At 68.8% G+C, this 14,758-nt stretch carries 16 protein-coding genes; 15 read left to right on the plus strand and 1 reads right to left on the minus strand.

Features of this window, described 5'->3' with window-relative positions:
• The first annotated feature begins 22 nt into the window (after positions 1-22).
• The 9 genes from AB0P11_RS04515 to AB0P11_RS04555 all read left to right on the plus strand — a co-directional run bounded on the left by AB0P11_RS04515 (position 23) and on the right by AB0P11_RS04555 (position 9,900).
• Positions 23-832, plus strand: coding sequence for an ABC transporter permease (locus AB0P11_RS04515; protein WP_053099160.1), 810 nt, complete (start codon positions 23-25; stop codon positions 830-832).
• A 2-nt stretch (positions 833-834) separates the two neighbouring features.
• A complete protein-coding gene (gene acs / locus AB0P11_RS04520) occupies positions 835-2,835 on the plus strand; it encodes an acetate--CoA ligase (RefSeq protein WP_363520109.1) in 2,001 nt (666 codons plus the stop codon).
• Positions 2,832-4,136 carry an O-acetylhomoserine aminocarboxypropyltransferase/cysteine synthase family protein gene (locus AB0P11_RS04525; protein ID WP_056278941.1) on the plus strand — a complete coding sequence of 435 codons (1,305 nt, stop codon included), beginning with the start codon at positions 2,832-2,834 and terminating at the stop codon, positions 4,134-4,136. Before acs ends, AB0P11_RS04525 begins: the two co-directional genes overlap by 4 nt.
• Complete coding sequence (locus AB0P11_RS04530) at positions 4,133-4,717, plus strand: CoA-binding protein (RefSeq protein ID WP_285363341.1); 585 nt, start codon at positions 4,133-4,135, stop codon at positions 4,715-4,717. The genes AB0P11_RS04525 and AB0P11_RS04530 overlap by 4 nt, the downstream gene beginning before the upstream one ends.
• Positions 4,718-4,749: 32 nt before the next feature.
• A complete protein-coding gene (coaE, locus tag AB0P11_RS04535) occupies positions 4,750-5,349 on the plus strand; it encodes a dephospho-CoA kinase (protein ID WP_285363340.1) in 600 nt (199 codons plus the stop codon).
• Positions 5,346-6,557, plus strand: a complete 1,212-nt coding sequence (locus AB0P11_RS04540) for an MFS transporter (protein ID WP_082586632.1) — start codon at positions 5,346-5,348, stop codon at positions 6,555-6,557. Before coaE ends, AB0P11_RS04540 begins: the two co-directional genes overlap by 4 nt.
• Positions 6,558-6,624: 67 nt before the next feature.
• The gene (locus tag AB0P11_RS04545) at positions 6,625-7,410 is read left to right on the plus strand and encodes a GNAT family N-acetyltransferase (protein WP_056279123.1); all 786 of its coding nucleotides are present in this window, start codon (positions 6,625-6,627) and stop codon (positions 7,408-7,410) included.
• Positions 7,411-7,475: 65 nt separating this feature from the next.
• Positions 7,476-9,548: an excinuclease ABC subunit UvrB gene (uvrB, locus tag AB0P11_RS04550; RefSeq protein WP_053096678.1), complete on the plus strand. Its 2,073-nt coding sequence runs from the start codon at positions 7,476-7,478 to the stop codon at positions 9,546-9,548.
• 19 nt (positions 9,549-9,567) lie between these two features.
• Positions 9,568-9,900, plus strand: a complete 333-nt coding sequence (locus tag AB0P11_RS04555; protein ID WP_230100727.1) for a TfoX/Sxy family protein — start codon at positions 9,568-9,570, stop codon at positions 9,898-9,900.
• A 59-nt stretch (positions 9,901-9,959) separates the two neighbouring features.
• Here AB0P11_RS04555 and AB0P11_RS04560 read toward each other — a convergent pair whose 3' ends face one another.
• Positions 9,960-10,202, minus strand: a complete 243-nt coding sequence (locus AB0P11_RS04560) for a hypothetical protein (RefSeq protein ID WP_053096676.1) — start codon at positions 10,200-10,202, stop codon at positions 9,960-9,962.
• A gap of 45 nt (positions 10,203-10,247) precedes the next feature.
• Here AB0P11_RS04560 and AB0P11_RS04565 point away from each other — a divergent pair, with 45 nt between their 5' ends.
• Genes AB0P11_RS04565 through AB0P11_RS04590 form a run of 6 tightly spaced genes read left to right on the plus strand, consistent with a single transcriptional unit; the run spans position 10,248 to position 14,726 of the window.
• The gene (locus tag AB0P11_RS04565) at positions 10,248-10,691 is read left to right on the plus strand and encodes a MarR family transcriptional regulator (protein ID WP_053096674.1); all 444 of its coding nucleotides are present in this window, start codon (positions 10,248-10,250) and stop codon (positions 10,689-10,691) included.
• Between the two features lie 20 nt (positions 10,692-10,711).
• Positions 10,712-11,443 carry a DUF4129 domain-containing protein gene (locus tag AB0P11_RS04570; protein WP_363520118.1) on the plus strand — a complete coding sequence of 244 codons (732 nt, stop codon included), beginning with the start codon at positions 10,712-10,714 and terminating at the stop codon, positions 11,441-11,443.
• Entirely contained in the window at positions 11,440-11,967 is a 528-nt protein-coding gene (locus AB0P11_RS04575; RefSeq protein WP_157538214.1) for a hypothetical protein, read from the plus strand. The genes AB0P11_RS04570 and AB0P11_RS04575 overlap by 4 nt, the downstream gene beginning before the upstream one ends.
• A 10-nt stretch (positions 11,968-11,977) precedes the next feature.
• Complete coding sequence (locus AB0P11_RS04580; RefSeq protein ID WP_056278936.1) at positions 11,978-12,943, plus strand: MoxR family ATPase; 966 nt, start codon at positions 11,978-11,980, stop codon at positions 12,941-12,943.
• On the plus strand, positions 12,940-14,199 hold the full coding sequence (locus AB0P11_RS04585; RefSeq protein ID WP_363520122.1) for a DUF58 domain-containing protein: 1,260 nt from the start codon (positions 12,940-12,942) through the stop codon (positions 14,197-14,199). Before AB0P11_RS04580 ends, AB0P11_RS04585 begins: the two co-directional genes overlap by 4 nt.
• Positions 14,196-14,726: a hypothetical protein gene (locus AB0P11_RS04590; RefSeq protein ID WP_363520125.1), complete on the plus strand. Its 531-nt coding sequence runs from the start codon at positions 14,196-14,198 to the stop codon at positions 14,724-14,726. The genes AB0P11_RS04585 and AB0P11_RS04590 overlap by 4 nt, the downstream gene beginning before the upstream one ends.
• The last annotated feature ends 32 nt before the right edge of the window (positions 14,727-14,758 follow it).

The following is a 14,758-nucleotide window of genomic DNA, read 5'->3' on the forward strand; positions in this document are numbered from 1 at the left end:
GCCCGCGGATGCGCAGGACGCGATCGACGCGGCGCGCGGAGTCCGGCGTCGTGACGAGGCCGGTGCCCGTCATGCGTGGGATCGACCCGCGGTGCGTCTCGTCGGCGGACTGCTGCTTCCGCTCATCATCGTCGGTGCCTGGCAGCTGGTCACGACCACCGGGCTCGTCGCGCCCTACCTGCTCCCTTCGCCGGCATCCGTCTTCACCGCGGGGGTCGAGCTGGCCGAGCGCGGCACGCTGTGGACGCACGTCGCCATCTCGGTGCAACGGGTCCTGCTCGGGTTCGCGGTCGGTTCTGTCATCGGACTCGCGGTGGCCGGCATCGTCGGTCTGTCACGGGTCGGCGACGTGCTGCTCAGTCCGACGCTCTCCGCGATCCGAGCGGTGCCGTCGCTCGCCTGGGTGCCGCTGCTGATCCTGTGGATGCAGATCGGCGAGGAGTCCAAGGTGACGCTGATCGCCATCGGCGCCTTCTTCCCGGTCTACACGACTGTCGCGTCCGCACTCCGCCACGTCGACCCGCAGCTGGTAGAGGCGGGACGCTCGTTCAGTCTTCGCGGATGGTCTCTCTTCCGCACGGTGCAGCTGCCGGCCGTCGTGCCGTCGGTCGCCGCGGGGCTCCGGCTGGCGCTCGCGCAGGCGTGGCTGTTCCTCGTCGCCGCCGAGCTGATCGCGTCGTCGATGGGACTCGGCTTCCTGCTGACCGACTCGCAGAACAGCGGCCGCGTCGATCGGATCATCCTCTCGATCGTCCTGCTGGCGCTGCTCGGCACGATCACCAACGCGATCCTCGTGGTGGTCGAGAAGTACCTGCTCCGTCGGTGGATGTGACGATGACCGAGGCGCGCCTGCACGAGACCCGTGCGTACCCGGCCCCTGCTGCGTTCGCCGCTCAGGCGAACGTCGCCGATGAGGCGTATGCGAGGGCCGCCGCGGATCCCACGGCCTTCTGGGAGCAGGCCGCGTCCCGACTCGACTGGGCAGAGCACTGGCACACGGCCCACGAGTGGGATCCGCCTGCGGGCGATGCCGTCCCGGCGGCGCGCTGGTTCGTGGGCGGGCGCCTCAACGTGGCGTACAACTGCGTCGAGCGTCATGTCGACGCCGGGCGCGGGGACAAGATCGCCCTCCACTTCGAAGGAGAGCCGGGGGACAGGGCTTCGGTCACGTACGCGGACCTCCAGCGTCGCGTCTCGCAGGCGGCGAACGCGCTGACCGCGCTCGGCATCGAACCGGGCGACCGGGTGGTCGTCTACCTGCCCGTGCTGATCGAGACGGTCGTGATCACGCTCGCATGCGCGCGGATCGGCGCCGTGCACTCACTGGTGTTCGGCGGCTTCTCGGCCGAAGCGGTGCGCTTCCGTCTGATCGACACCGGCGCCAAGCTGCTCGTCACGAGCGACGGGCAGTTCCGCCGCGGCACCGCGACCGAGGTGAAGTCGACGGCCGACATCGCCGCAGCGGATCTGCCGGACCTCGAGCATGTGCTGGTCCTGCGGCGCACCGGCCAGGACGTGCCGTGGACCGACGGCAGAGACGTCTGGTGGCACGACACGGTCGGCACAGCCTCGTCCGACCACATCGCGCAGGCGTTCGACTCCGAGCATCCGCTGTTCATCATCTACACATCGGGGACCACCGGAAAGCCCAAGGGCCTCGTGCACACCTCCGGTGGCTACCTGACGCATGCGAGCTGGGCACACTGGGCGCACTTCGACGCGAAGCCCGACGACGTGCACTGGTGCACGGCGGATCTCGCGTGGGTGACCGCTCACACCTACGAGATCTACGGGCCTCTCTCCAACGGGCTGACCCAGGTGATCTACGAGGGAACGCCGGACACCCCCGATCGCGAACGTCATCTCGAGATCATCGAGCGGTACGGCGTGACGGTGTACTACACGGCGCCGACGCTGATCCGCACCTTCATGACCTGGTTCGGGCCCGAACTCCCGTCGGGTCACGATCTCTCGACCCTCCGTCTGCTCGGGACCGTCGGCGAGGCGATCAATCCGGAGGCCTGGATCTGGTTCCGCCGGAACTTCGGACGCGATGAGCTGCCGGTCATCGACACCTGGTGGCAATCCGAGACCGGGGCGGCGATGATCGCGCCGCTGCCCGGAGTCACGACCCTCAAGCCGGGGTCCGCGTCCGTGCCGCTGCCCGGCATCGATGCGACGGTCGTCGACGCGGACGGCCACGAGGTCGCTCCCGGTCGGTCGGGCACCCTCGTGGTGCGCCGCCCGTGGCCGGGTATGGCGAGGACGGTGTGGGGCGACCCTCAGCGCTACCGCGATGCGTATTGGTCCGCCTACGCCGGGCACGGCGAACACGGCAGCTACTACGTGGCGGGCGACGGTGCGACGAGAGACGCCGACGGCTACATCTGGATCCTGGGGCGGCTCGATGACGTGGTGAACGTGTCGGGCCACCGGCTGTCCACGATCGAGATCGAGTCGGCGCTGGTGGCGCACGAGACGGTCGGCGAAGCGGGAACGGCCGGCGTCGCAGACCCCATCACAGGCCAGGCGGTGGTCGCCTTCGTGACTCCCTCCGGACGATCCGAGGTGTCGGTCGCCGCGCTGCGATCGCAGGTGGCGGCTGCCATCGGTCCTGTCGCCAAGCCGAAGCACATCGTCGTGGTCGCCGACCTGCCGAAGACCCGCTCGGGGAAGATCATGCGCCGACTTCTCGCCCAGCTGTGGGAGGCCGAGCAGGATCGTCGCTCGGGACGAGCCCCAGCTCCGCTGGGAGACACGACATCGCTGCAGAATCCGTGGGCCGTCGGCGAGATCGCCGCCGTGCTCGAGAACGCTGAACTGAGGACATCATGACGGAAGAACATCGCTTCGGGTTTCGCACGAGGGCGCTGCATGCCGGCGGGACTCCCGACGCAGCGACCGGCGCCAGGGCCGTGCCGATCTACCAGACGACGTCGTTCGTGTTCGACGACGCGGCGGACGCCGGCAACCTCTTCGCCCTCCAGAAGTACGGGAACATCTACTCGCGCATCGGCAACCCCACCGTCGCCGCGCTCGAGGAACGTCTGGCCTCGCTCGAGGGCGGCATCGGCGCGGTCGCGACCGCCTCGGGGATGAGCGCGGAGTTCATCACGTTCGCGGCGCTCGTCGGAGCGGGCGACCATGTGGTCGCCGCGGCGCAGCTGTACGGGGGCACGGTGACCCAGCTCGACGTGACCCTGCGTCGTTTCGGCGTGGAGACGACATTCGTCGCGTCGACCGATCCCGCCGACTATGCCGCCGCCATCCGTCCGGAGACCAAGGTCGTCTACGTGGAGATGATCGGCAATCCCTCGGGTGAGATCGCCGACATCGAGGGGCTGGCCGAGGTCGCTCACGCCGCAGGTGTGCCGCTGGTCGTGGACGCCACGCTCGCCACCCCGTACCTCGCGCGCCCTCTGGAGCACGGCGCGGACATCGTCATCCATTCGGTCACCAAGTTCCTGGGCGGACACGGGACGACGCTCGGCGGCGTCGTCATCGAGAAGGGCACCTTCGACTGGGGCAACGGCCGCTTCCCGCAGATGACAGAGCCGGTCGAGTCGTACGGCGGCATCAAGTGGTGGGACAACTTCGGCGAGTACGGCTTCCTCACCAAGCTCCGCACCGAGCAGCTGCGTGACATCGGCCCGGCGCTGAGCGCGCAGTCGGCGTTCAACCTCCTTCAGGGAGTCGAGACGCTGCCGCAGCGGATCGATGCGCACCTTGCGAACGCGCGGATCGTGGCCGAATGGCTCGACTCCGACCCCCGGGTGGAGTATGTGACGTGGGCGGGTCTCGAGCATCACCCGCACCACGAGCGCGCAGCGAAGTATCTGCCGCTCGGTCCTGGTTCGGTGTTCGCGTTCGGGGTCAAGGCCGACGACGGTCGCTCGGCGGGCGAGACGCTCATCGAGAATCTTCAGCTGGCATCGCACCTCGCGAACATCGGGGACGCGCGCACGCTCGTCATCCACCCGGCATCGACGACCCACCGTCAGCTCACGGAATCGCAGCTCGTCGCGGCGGGCGTGCGACCGGACCTCATCCGCATCTCGGTGGGCCTCGAGGACGCAGAAGACATCATCTGGGATCTTGACCAGGCCCTCACGACAGCGACAGGAGCCACTCGATGAGCGGAATCGAGACCACCGGCGCCGACGCCTGCGCGCTGCCGACCGCCCAGGATTCTGTGGCCTGCGCCCTGCCCGCATCCGCGCCGGCGCACCCGGATCGGACCTGGGAGGGCCCCAGCCAGCAGCAGCGCTTCGGCATACTGCGACGCGCGAAGTCGGTCGCCATCGTCGGCGCGTCGAACAATCCCGCGCGCGCCTCGTATTTCGTCGCGACGTACCTGCTCTCCAGCACCGCATACGACGTCTATCTCGTCAACCCGCGGGAATCGGAGATCCTCGGTCAGCCGGTCTACGCCTCGCTGTCCGACCTGCCCGTGGTTCCGGACATCGTCGACGTCTTCCGCCGCCATGACGACCTGCCCGGCGTCGCCCAGGAGGCGATCGAAGCCGGGGCACAGACCCTGTGGCTGCAGCTGGGATCGTGGAATGAGGATGCCGCGGCGATCGCCGAGGGCGCGGGGCTCTCCGTGGTGATGGATCGGTGCATCAAGATCGAGCACGCCCGGTTCCACGGAGGCCTCCACCTGGCCGGTTTCGACACCGGCGTCATCAGCTCGCGACGGCAGCTGCTGGCCCGCTGATCCGCGATCTCAGCCCCGTTTAGACTGGCGAGATGCCTCTCATCGCGCTCACCGGCGGCATCGCCTCGGGCAAGTCGACCATCGCACGACGACTCGCAGAGCTCGGCGCGGTGGTCGTCGACGCCGATCAGATCGTCCGTGACGTGCAGTCGCCCGGCTCCGAGGTTCTGGCTCGGATCGAGGATGCCTTCGGCGCGGACGTCATCTCGGCGGACGGCGCACTCGACCGCGCCGCCCTGGGGGCCAAGGTCTTCGGCGATCCGGAGCGGCTGGCGCGGCTGAACGCGATCGTGCATCCGGCCGTCCGTGCCGAGTCGCAGCGACGATTCGAGGCGGCAGCGGCCGCCGATCCGGACGGTGTGGTCGTGTACGACGTGCCCCTTCTGGTCGAGGCGCGCGTCGATGACCCCTGGGACCTGATCGTCGTCGCCCATGCGCCTGCCCAGGAGCGCAGACGGAGGCTCGTGGAGTTGCGCGGCATGGCGGAACAGGCTGCGCAGGAGCGGATCGATGCGCAGGTCTCGGACGAGCGTCGGCTGGCGATCGCCGACGAGGTCGTCGACACATCCGGATCCCTGGAGCAGACGATGCTGCAGACCGATGCCCTGTGGGAGCGGATCCGCTCGTCGTGACCTTCACCGGTCACGCACCCGGATCCCCTGCCTATCGGCGTCTCATCGTCGGGCTCTTCTTCGCCGGCATCGCGACATTCGCCCAGCTCTATTCGCCGCAGGCCGTTCTGCCGCAGCTCTCGTCCGATCTCGGGATCACGCCTGCCACCGCGGCACTCGCTGTATCGGCCGCGACGCTCGGTCTCGCGGCGGCGGTGATCCCGTGGTCGATGGTCGCGGATCGCATCGGCCGAGTGCCGGCGATGGGGACCGGCATCCTCGCCGCTACCGTTCTGGGTCTGGTCGCTCCGCTCAGCACCGGCATGGAGATGCTGCTGGCGCTGCGCCTGCTCGAGGGCATCGCACTCGGCGCCGTGCCGGCCGTAGCGCTCGCGTACCTCAGCGAGGAGGTGAGTGCGCGGCATGCCGCGGCGGCCGCGGGGAGCTACATCGCCGGGACGACCGTGGGTGGTCTGCTCGGTCGCGTCGTGTCCGGATTGGCGGGCGAGCAGTGGGGGTGGCGTGCGGGAATCTGGGTCGTGGCCGGTGTCTGCGCGATGGCGGCCGCTCTCTTCCTCTGGCTGACGCCGAAGGCCCGGGGGTTCGTGCCCGGTCGGCTTCGCCAGGGTGCGACAAGCGGGATGCTCGCGCGTCTCGTGTCGCCGATGCGCTCCGCACCGCAACTCGCCCTCTACGCGCAGGGCTTCCTTCTCATGGGGGCGTTCGTCGCGGTGTACAACTACCTCGGATTCCACCTCATCGACGCGCCGTTCTCTCTTCCGAGCTGGCTGGTGACCCTGCTCTTCCTCGCCTACCTCGCGGGCACCGTCTCGTCACCGACCGCCGGTGCTCTCGCATCTCGCTTCGGTCGGTACCCGGTGCTGCTGTGCTCGATCGCGATGATGGGCATCGGAGCGCTCGCCATGCTCAGCCAGGCCGCGCTGCCGGTGGTCCTCGGACTGCTGCTCTTCACGGGCGGCTTCTTCGGCGCACATGCGGTTGCGTCGGGGTGGGCTCCGGCCGCTGCCACGCCGGACAGTCGTGCGCAGGCATCGTCGCTCTACTACTTCGGCTACTACGCGGGCTCGAGCCTGTTCGGATGGGCGCTGGGAATCGTGTTCGGCAGGGCGGACTGGGCGTGGTTCGTGGGCGCGATCATCACGATGTGCGCGGTGTCGGCGGCACTCGCGGCGCGCGCGCTCCGGTCGTCGCCGACTGGACGCATATGATCGCGAGGCGGCACCGCCGCGCAGCCGCTCGTCGGCGCGACCGACCCGAAGGACCAGCACCATGCGCATGAGGCATCTTGCAGCGTACGACCACGAGCTGCGCACGGATGCGGAAGTGGTGCATGCCCTCGATGTGGCGACGCACGGACCGCTGCGTCTCGCCGCCTTTCCGGGCGGGCGCGGGTTCGTGTCCTACGCCGATCTCGGCGGGGTCGATCAGGGCGGCATCGAGGCGCTCGTCGATGCCGCGCTCGCGCACTTCGGGAGGCGGAGCGACATCGACTCGATCGAGTGGAAGACGCGCGGGCATGACCGGGCACCGGGGCTCGGCGGGACTCTCGAAAGCCGAGGCTTCGTGCCGGAGGAGACGGAGTCGGTGATGATCGGCGAGGCGGAGCTGCTCGCCCAGCCGGTGTCGCTCCCCGCCGGAGTCGAGCTTCGGCGCGCGCGAACGGAGACCGAGGTGTTCGCGATGGAGGAGATGCAGGGCAGGGTGTTCGGCGATCCCCGGTGGCGGGTGCGGGTCGAGACGACGCTGCAGCGCATCCGCGAGGACGACACGGTGGAGCTGTGGACCGCCGTCGCCGGAGACGAGGTGATCAGCGCTGGACGGCTCGAACCGGTCACGGGCACGCGATTCGCCGGTCTGTGGGGAGGTGCGACGCTGCCCGAGTGGCGGGGCCGCGGCGTCTATCGGGCTCTGACGGCCCAGCGGGCGCGATCCGCCCTCGCCCTCGGCAAGGTGTATCTGCACTCGGATTCCACGGAGTTCTCGCGGCCGATCCTCGAGCGGGCCGGGCTCGTCACGGTCACGACCACCACTCCCTACGTGTGGACGCGGTCGACTGACTGACGGGCAGGGATTCCGCTGGGGGCTCTCGTGGCCCCGATGTCGGTGGCCCGGCATACGCTGGAGGTATGCAAACCACGCGCAGCGTCCGTCCTTTCGAGGTCATCAGCGAATACGCGCCCGCCGGCGACCAGCCGAAGGCCATCGCCGAGCTCGCGTCGCGCATCAACGCCGGCGAGACAGACATCGTCCTGCTCGGTGCCACGGGTACCGGAAAGTCCGCGACGACCGCCTGGCTGGTCGAGCAGGTGCAGCGTCCGACGCTCGTCCTCGCGCACAACAAGACTCTCGCCGCGCAGCTCGCCAACGAGTTCCGCGAGCTGATGCCGAACAACGCCGTCGAGTACTTCGTCTCCTACTACGACTACTACCAGCCGGAGGCGTACGTCCCGCAGACGGACACCTTCATCGAGAAGGACTCGTCGATCAACTCCGAGGTCGAGCGTCTTCGCCACTCGACGACCAACTCGCTGCTGAGCCGTCGGGATGTGATCGTGGTCTCGACGGTCTCCTGCATCTACGGTCTGGGTGCGCCGGAGGAGTACCTCCGGGCGATGGTCGCGCTCCAGGTGGGGGAGCGCTACGACCGGGACGCGCTGATCCGACAGTTCATCTCGATGCAGTACAACCGGAATGACGTCGACTTCTCCCGAGGCAACTTCCGCGTGCGGGGAGACACCATCGAGATCATCCCCGTATACGAGGAGCACGCGATCCGCATCGAGCTGTTCGGCGATGAGATCGAAGCGCTCTATTCGCTGCATCCGCTCACCGGAGAGGTGATCGAGAAGCTCGACTCCGTGCCGATCTTCCCCGCCTCGCACTACGTCGCCGGCACCGACGTGATCCAGCGCTCCATCGGCACGATCGAGCACGAGCTCGAAGAGCGGCTCAAGGAGTTCGAGCGTCAGGGAAAGCTCCTCGAGGCCCAGCGCCTGAGGATGCGCACCACGTTCGACCTCGAGATGCTGCAGCAGCTCGGGTTCTGCTCGGGCATCGAGAACTACTCCCGGCACATGGACGGGCGCCAGCCCGGCGAGCCGCCGCACACGCTGCTCGACTTCTTCCCTGACGACTTCATGCTCGTGATCGACGAGTCGCACGTGACGGTGCCGCAGATCGGTGCGATGTACGAGGGCGACGCCTCTCGCAAGCGCACGCTCGTCGAGCACGGCTTCCGGCTTCCGAGCGCGATGGACAACCGGCCGCTGCGCTGGGACGAGTTCAAGAACCGAATCGGACAGACCGTCTATCTCTCTGCGACACCGGGCAAGTACGAGATGGGGATCGCCGACGGCGTGGTCGAGCAGATCATCCGCCCGACCGGACTCGTCGACCCGCACATCATCGTGAAGCCGTCGAAGGGGCAGATCGACGACCTCCTCGAGGAGATCCGGCTTCGGGTCGAACGCGACGAGCGTGTGCTCGTCACGACACTCACGAAGAAGATGTCCGAGGAGCTCACGGACTTCCTCGGCGAGCACGGCGTACGCGTGCGATACCTGCACTCGGACGTGGACACTCTGCGACGGGTCGAGCTGCTCAGCGAACTGCGTGCCGGGGTGTACGACGTCCTCGTGGGAATCAACCTGCTCCGAGAGGGGCTCGACCTGCCTGAGGTGTCCCTCGTCGCGATTCTCGACGCCGACAAGGAAGGCTTTCTCCGGTCAGGCACCTCGCTCATCCAGACGATCGGTCGCGCGGCGCGAAACGTCTCCGGCGAAGTGCACATGTACGCCGACAAGATCACCGACTCGATGGCGAAGGCGATCGAAGAGACCGATCGCCGCCGCGAGAAGCAGGTCGCGTACAACCTCGAGAACGGTATCGACCCCCAGCCGCTGCGTAAACGGATCGCCGACATCACCGAGGTGCTCGCGCGTGAGGGCGCCGACACCGCTGAGATGATGTCCGGGCGCGGGAGAGCGACCGGCAAGGGCAAGTCGCCGACGCCGAACCTGCGGCGCACTGGTATCGCCGCAGAAGGAGCTCAGCAGCTCGAAGCGGTGATCCAGGACCTCTCGGATCAGATGCTCGCGGCTGCCGCCGAGCTCAAGTTCGAGCTCGCCGGGCGGTTGCGCGACGAGGTGCAGGACATGAAGAAGGAACTGCGCGCGATGGAGAAGGCCGGCCACGCCTGAGAAGCTCGGAGGCACCAGGATGGATGCAGCGGGCGAGGAGCTCGCCGATCGAGTGCGAGCGCTCCTCACACTCGATGAGAACGTCGAGGAGAAGCGCATGTTCGGCACGCGCGCCTTCCTCCTCGATGGGCACATCCTCGTCGGAGCGCGCGCGGGCGGGGTTCTGCTCGTCCGGGTCGATGGCGAGCACGGTGACTCGCTGATCACCCGCCCCGGGGTGGCGGTCGCGGTCATGGGTGCGCGGACGATGGGCACCAGCTGGCTCGATGTATCGCCGAGCGTGCTCGTCGACGACGACGATCTCGCCTCGTGGCTCGACGTCGCACGCCAAGACGCGCAGCGCGACGACTGAGAGCGAGAGTCTCAGCTGACGCGCGAGAACGAGTCTCAGCCGACGGGTGAGATCCCCTGTCAGGGGCAGTGAACGAGGGTCTTCGGACCTGAACGGTCGATCTCGTGCTCGCTCATCGGCGCACCGCACAACGGGCAGGCGCGCTCCGCCCGCTCGGACGGGCTCGGCGGGGGAGTCTTTTCGTAAGGGCCGACGGAGGCGGGGCCCGCGAAGCGGATCAGATTCGAGTTGATCCACGCGTACAGTCCTCCGGCCTCGCGAATCCGAGTGCGGAGCGGAGGTCGATCGTCAGAACTGGCCATGTTGCTTAGTGTACTAACTATTAGGGTCAATGTATATTCGAAGCCGTGACCGCATCGGACGACCTGCTCAAACTCGACAATCAGCTCTGCTTCGCCCTGGTGACCGCAGCGCGCAACGTCGTGGCGATCTACCGGCCGATCCTCGAGCCGCTCGGGCTCACGCATCCGCAGTATCTCGTGATGCTGGCGCTCTGGGAGCGTGCTCCGCGTCCCTTGAACGATCTTGCGGCTGACCTCGCTCTCGAGCCGGCGACGGCGTCTCCCCTGGTGAAGCGTCTGGAAGCCGATGGGCTGGTCGCCAGACAACGCAGCGTCGAGGACGAGCGCCGTCTCGACATCACCCTCACGGACACGGGTCGAGCTCTGCGAGATCGCGCTCTCGACGTTCCTCGACAGGTGATGGCCGCCGTGGGGATGGATCTCGAGCAGGTAGCCACACTGCGCGACGGGTTGTCGGCATTCGCGGGTCGCCGCCCCGCCATGGAGTGACCGCACCGTAGGGTGTGGGCATGCCGAGCGAACCCCAGACGCGTCTTGCGCGCCGGAGCGTCGATCGCATGGTCCTCTCGACTCTCATCGTGGGACTCTTCGTCGTGGCCATGATCGCTGCGGCGATCCAGGGCGCGCCGACGTTCCGCCCCGCCGCGCCGATTCCTCGGGGGACAGCGGAGCCGCTGCCGTCCAGTGATCCGGGTGCCACCGGGGTTCCCGAGCCGATGGAGATCGACTCCACCGCCGCCGCGGTCGTTCAGACGCTCGCCGTGATCCTCATGGCGCTGGTCGCTGCGGGGCTCATCGCGCTCCTCGTGATCGCCGCGAGAGCCCTGCTGCGAGCGTGGCGGGATCGCCCGCTGGGCCGTCGTGACGCGGCGGCGGTCGCATCCGAGGTCGATCACCTCACCTCGGCGCCGGAACCCGAGATCGCCGTCGCTGTGATGCAGCGCGGGATCGCCGGGGCGCTCATGCAGATAGACGAGCGCGCCCGAGCGTCTGATGCCATCGTCGCCGCGTGGATCGGCCTCGAAGAGAGTGCCGCAGACGCAGGGGTGAAGCGAGCGGCGACCGAGACTCCCGGCGAGTTCGTGGTGCGGATCATCACTCTGCGGCCCGGGGTGGCTGGGGACGCCGCGTCGCTGCTGCGTCTCTACGAGAGCGTCCGATTCGGAGCCGGGTCGGCCGACGAGGGCGACCGGGCCTCGGCGAGAGAGGCCCTGCGACGCATCGAGGAGGTGTGGCGGTGACTGTCCGCAGAACGCTGGTCGCAGCGGGGGCGGCGGTCCTCGTCGCTCTGGCGCTCCTCGGCTTCGGCTTCACCTGGCCGTTCGTGATCGCATGGGGTCTCCTGATCGGTGCGGTCGGTCTGCTCGCGCAGCTCGCGATGCCGCTCGAGCCGGGGTTCGACGCGCCGCGCATAGACGTGGAGCCGGATCGACGACCTACCGAGATCTCTCGCATGGCGTGGGCACTGAACACACACACCGGCATCGCGGGAGCGCAGATCACGCGCCGTGTCGGGGTGATCCTGCGTCAGCGGCTGATGCGCCACGGAGTGGATCCGGATGACCCTGCCCACCGCGACCGACTCCCGCGGCTGATCGACCCGGGAGTCTGGGAGCGCCTGACGGGACCGGAGACGACGATCGTCGACGTCGAGAGGGCGCTGGACGCGATCGATCGACTGGATCCCACCTCGCCGGACGAACCGTCACCCCGGTTGCACGTACCGACCCCCGACCACGGGCGGCCCTCACCGCCGCGTCGATGAAGGAGATGCCATGACGAGCCCCGCAGAGATCGCCGCCACCGGAGCCCGGATCCTGGCCGCCGTGCGAACAGTCGTCGTGGGCATGGACGACCCGGTCGAGATCGCTCTCGCCTCGATCCTCGCCGGCGGTCACGTGCTGTTCGAGGATGTGCCGGGCCTGGGGAAGACGCTCGCCGCGCGCAGCCTCGCCTCGGCGCTGGGGCTGTCGTTCCGGCGCTTGCAGTGCACTCCGGACATGCTGCCCGGCGATGTCACGGGGTCGTACGTCTACGCACCGGACTCGGGGGACTTCGTCTTCCGGCCGGGGCCGATCTTCACCGGACTGCTGCTCGCCGACGAGATCAACAGGACCACGCCGAAGACGCAGTCGGCGATGCTCGAGGCGATGGCGGAGCGCCAGGTGACCGTCGAGGGCAACAGCTTCGCGCTGCCCGCGCCGTTCCATGTGATCGCGACGTCGAATCCGATCGAGTACGAGGGCACGTACGCACTGCCCGAGGCACAGCTCGACAGGTTCATGGTGCGGCTGTCCGTCGGCTATCCGGCGGCGGAGAGCGAGGCCCGCATCCTGGAGAACCGCGTGAGCAGGCGCCAGGAGGCTGCTCACATCGCTCCGGTCATCGACGCCGCTCAGCTCATCTCCCTGCAGGAGGCCGTCGAGGCCATCCACGTCGACCCGGACATCTCGCGCTACTGCGTCGAGATCGCACGCGCCACCCGGACCGCGGCCAACGTCGAGGTCGGTGCGTCGCCGCGCGGTTCTCTGGGGCTGCTGCTGCTGGGACGAGCGCTCGCGGCTCTGGATGGCCGCGACTTCGTCCGTCCGGACGACATCAAGCGGATCGCCGTGCCCGTGCTGGCGCATCGTCTCACGCTCACACCTCAGGCGTGGGCCCAGGGCGCGTCGGCATCCGATGTGGTGCGCTCGGTCGTCGGACAGGTGGCTGTTCCGCCGACCGTCGGAGTGCTCGGATGACGGACGGACCCGACGCGGGGCGTCGCGGTCCTGTGTTGTCCGTGGCGATCGGAGGCGCTGCCCTGCTCGCCGCGGTCGGCCTTCTCGCGGGAAGACCCGACGTGGTGGCGATGGGGCTTCCTCTGGCCATCTGGAGCGGTCTCGCGATCGCGCGGGGCACATCCGGCGCGGTGGTGAAGATCGCGATCGACCCGGTGCCCGGGCGCGATGGCGAGCTGCTCACATCGATCGCGGTGGTCAGCGAAGCGGATGCCGTCGAGGTGGTGGTCGTGCAGTCGGAGCGTCGCAGCAGACGCGTGATCGTGCCCGGCGGTGGCTTCACATTCACTGCGCGGAGCAAGGTCCTGCACTCCGGTCCGACGATCCCGGTCCAGGCGGCAGCGAGGGGGTTCTCCTTCGAGGGAGCGGCGCTCTCGTCGACGTCGGACCTCGCCGCCATCACGCGTCAGGTGGCCCCGCCCCGCCGATCACTCGACGCGCTCCCGCTGCCGCGACGACTGACGGGGTCGCACGGCGCGCACGAGGGGCGCCGGGCGGGTCAGGGCGGCGACTTCCGGGACATCCACCCCTTCGCGCCCGGCGACGAACTCCGCCGCGTGGACTGGCGGGCGACGGCGCGGATGTCCCGCCGGCCAGGCGATCTGCTGGTCCGTCGGACCAATACGCTCAGCGACTCGTCGGTCGTGGTCGCCATGGACACGTCTGAGGATCTGGGTGAGGTCGTCGCCTCGTGGGGGAGCGGCGACCGCGAACGCAGCGGCGTGACCTCCCTCGACCTCGCGAGGGAGGCTGCGCGAGCCATCGCCGACTCGGCCATAGGCGAGGGCGACCGCGTCGCACTTCACGTGCTCGTGCACGGCGGCCGGTCGTTGAGGAGCGGCGGCGGCTCGAGGCACCTGGCACGGGTCGTGGCGGCCATCGCCGCGACGGGCCAGGCGAGAGACGACGCGACTTTCCGTCGCACTCCTCCCGTGCCGCACGGCTCGGTGGTCTTCGTGCTGTCGACCTTCTTCGAGGGCGCCGCCGCTCGGACCGCGCTGATGTGGAGGGCCAGCGGCCACAGAGTCGTCGCCGTCGATGTCCTCCCTCCGCTCGACCGTGCTCGGCTCACCCGTGCGCAGCTGATCGGCTTGCGCACCGTGCTCGCAGAGAGGGGGAACGTGTTCGCGGATCTCCACGGCGCCGGAGTCGACGTGGTCTCGTGGGCCTCGGACCCGTCCTCGGCGATGCGTGCGATCGCGAGGGCCAGGCGATGAGAGCGAACGACACGCTACGGACGGGTCATTCCGTCCCGGGACTCGTCGTGAGGGGCGCGCTCGTCGTCGCCGTCGCCGCGGGTGCTGCCATGCTGTGCCCGTTGCTCGGATGGCAGGTGGCGGCAGTCGTCCTGGCGATCATCGCCGCCGCTCTTCCGCAGACTTTCGCGGCCTGGGGGTCGATCGGATGCCTCGTGATCGGGATGCTGATCTCGGAGCCCGACGTCGGGCGCGCGATGATCGCTGTGCTCGCGGTGCAGGTGATCCATGTCCTCATGTCGCTCTCCCTCGTGATCCCGGCCGGCTCCCGCGTGATCGTGACCGCCCTCCGTCCGAGCCTGGTGAGGCTGATCGTCGTGCAGGCGATCGCCCAGCCGATCACCGTGGCCGTCATGGTGGTCATGCGCATCGACACCCCCGCGTCGCTGCCGACAGTGCCCTGGGCCGCTGTCGCCGGGGCCGGAGCCGTGGTCGCACTCGTCGCGACCCTGCTCACGCGGGCGAACCGCGGTACTCGAGAGCACTGATCGCTTCCCTGTGAGCCCTCACGGAGCCAATG

The organism is Microbacterium sp. NPDC079176 (assembly GCF_040686675.1).
In the GTDB taxonomy this organism is placed as follows: domain Bacteria; phylum Actinomycetota; class Actinomycetes; order Actinomycetales; family Microbacteriaceae; genus Microbacterium.

Excerpts from the sequence above, each read along its gene's own strand:
- acs (WP_363520109.1), top strand. The coding sequence starts at position 835 with ATGACCGAGGCGCGCCTGCACGAGACCCGTGCGTACCCGGCCCCTGCT.
- AB0P11_RS04525 (WP_056278941.1), top strand. The coding sequence starts at position 2,832 with ATGACGGAAGAACATCGCTTCGGGTTTCGCACGAGGGCGCTGCATGCC.
- AB0P11_RS04530 (WP_285363341.1), top strand. The coding sequence starts at position 4,133 with ATGAGCGGAATCGAGACCACCGGCGCCGACGCCTGCGCGCTGCCGACC.
- coaE (WP_285363340.1), top strand. The coding sequence starts at position 4,750 with ATGCCTCTCATCGCGCTCACCGGCGGCATCGCCTCGGGCAAGTCGACC.
- AB0P11_RS04545 (WP_056279123.1), top strand. The coding sequence starts at position 6,625 with ATGAGGCATCTTGCAGCGTACGACCACGAGCTGCGCACGGATGCGGAA.
- uvrB (WP_053096678.1), top strand. The coding sequence starts at position 7,476 with ATGCAAACCACGCGCAGCGTCCGTCCTTTCGAGGTCATCAGCGAATAC.
- AB0P11_RS04555 (WP_230100727.1), top strand. The coding sequence starts at position 9,568 with ATGGATGCAGCGGGCGAGGAGCTCGCCGATCGAGTGCGAGCGCTCCTC.
- AB0P11_RS04560 (WP_053096676.1), bottom strand. The coding sequence starts at position 10,202 with ATGGCCAGTTCTGACGATCGACCTCCGCTCCGCACTCGGATTCGCGAG.
- AB0P11_RS04570 (WP_363520118.1), top strand. The coding sequence starts at position 10,712 with ATGCCGAGCGAACCCCAGACGCGTCTTGCGCGCCGGAGCGTCGATCGC.
- AB0P11_RS04580 (WP_056278936.1), top strand. The coding sequence starts at position 11,978 with ATGACGAGCCCCGCAGAGATCGCCGCCACCGGAGCCCGGATCCTGGCC.
- AB0P11_RS04585 (WP_363520122.1), top strand. The coding sequence starts at position 12,940 with ATGACGGACGGACCCGACGCGGGGCGTCGCGGTCCTGTGTTGTCCGTG.
- AB0P11_RS04590 (WP_363520125.1), top strand. The coding sequence starts at position 14,196 with ATGAGAGCGAACGACACGCTACGGACGGGTCATTCCGTCCCGGGACTC.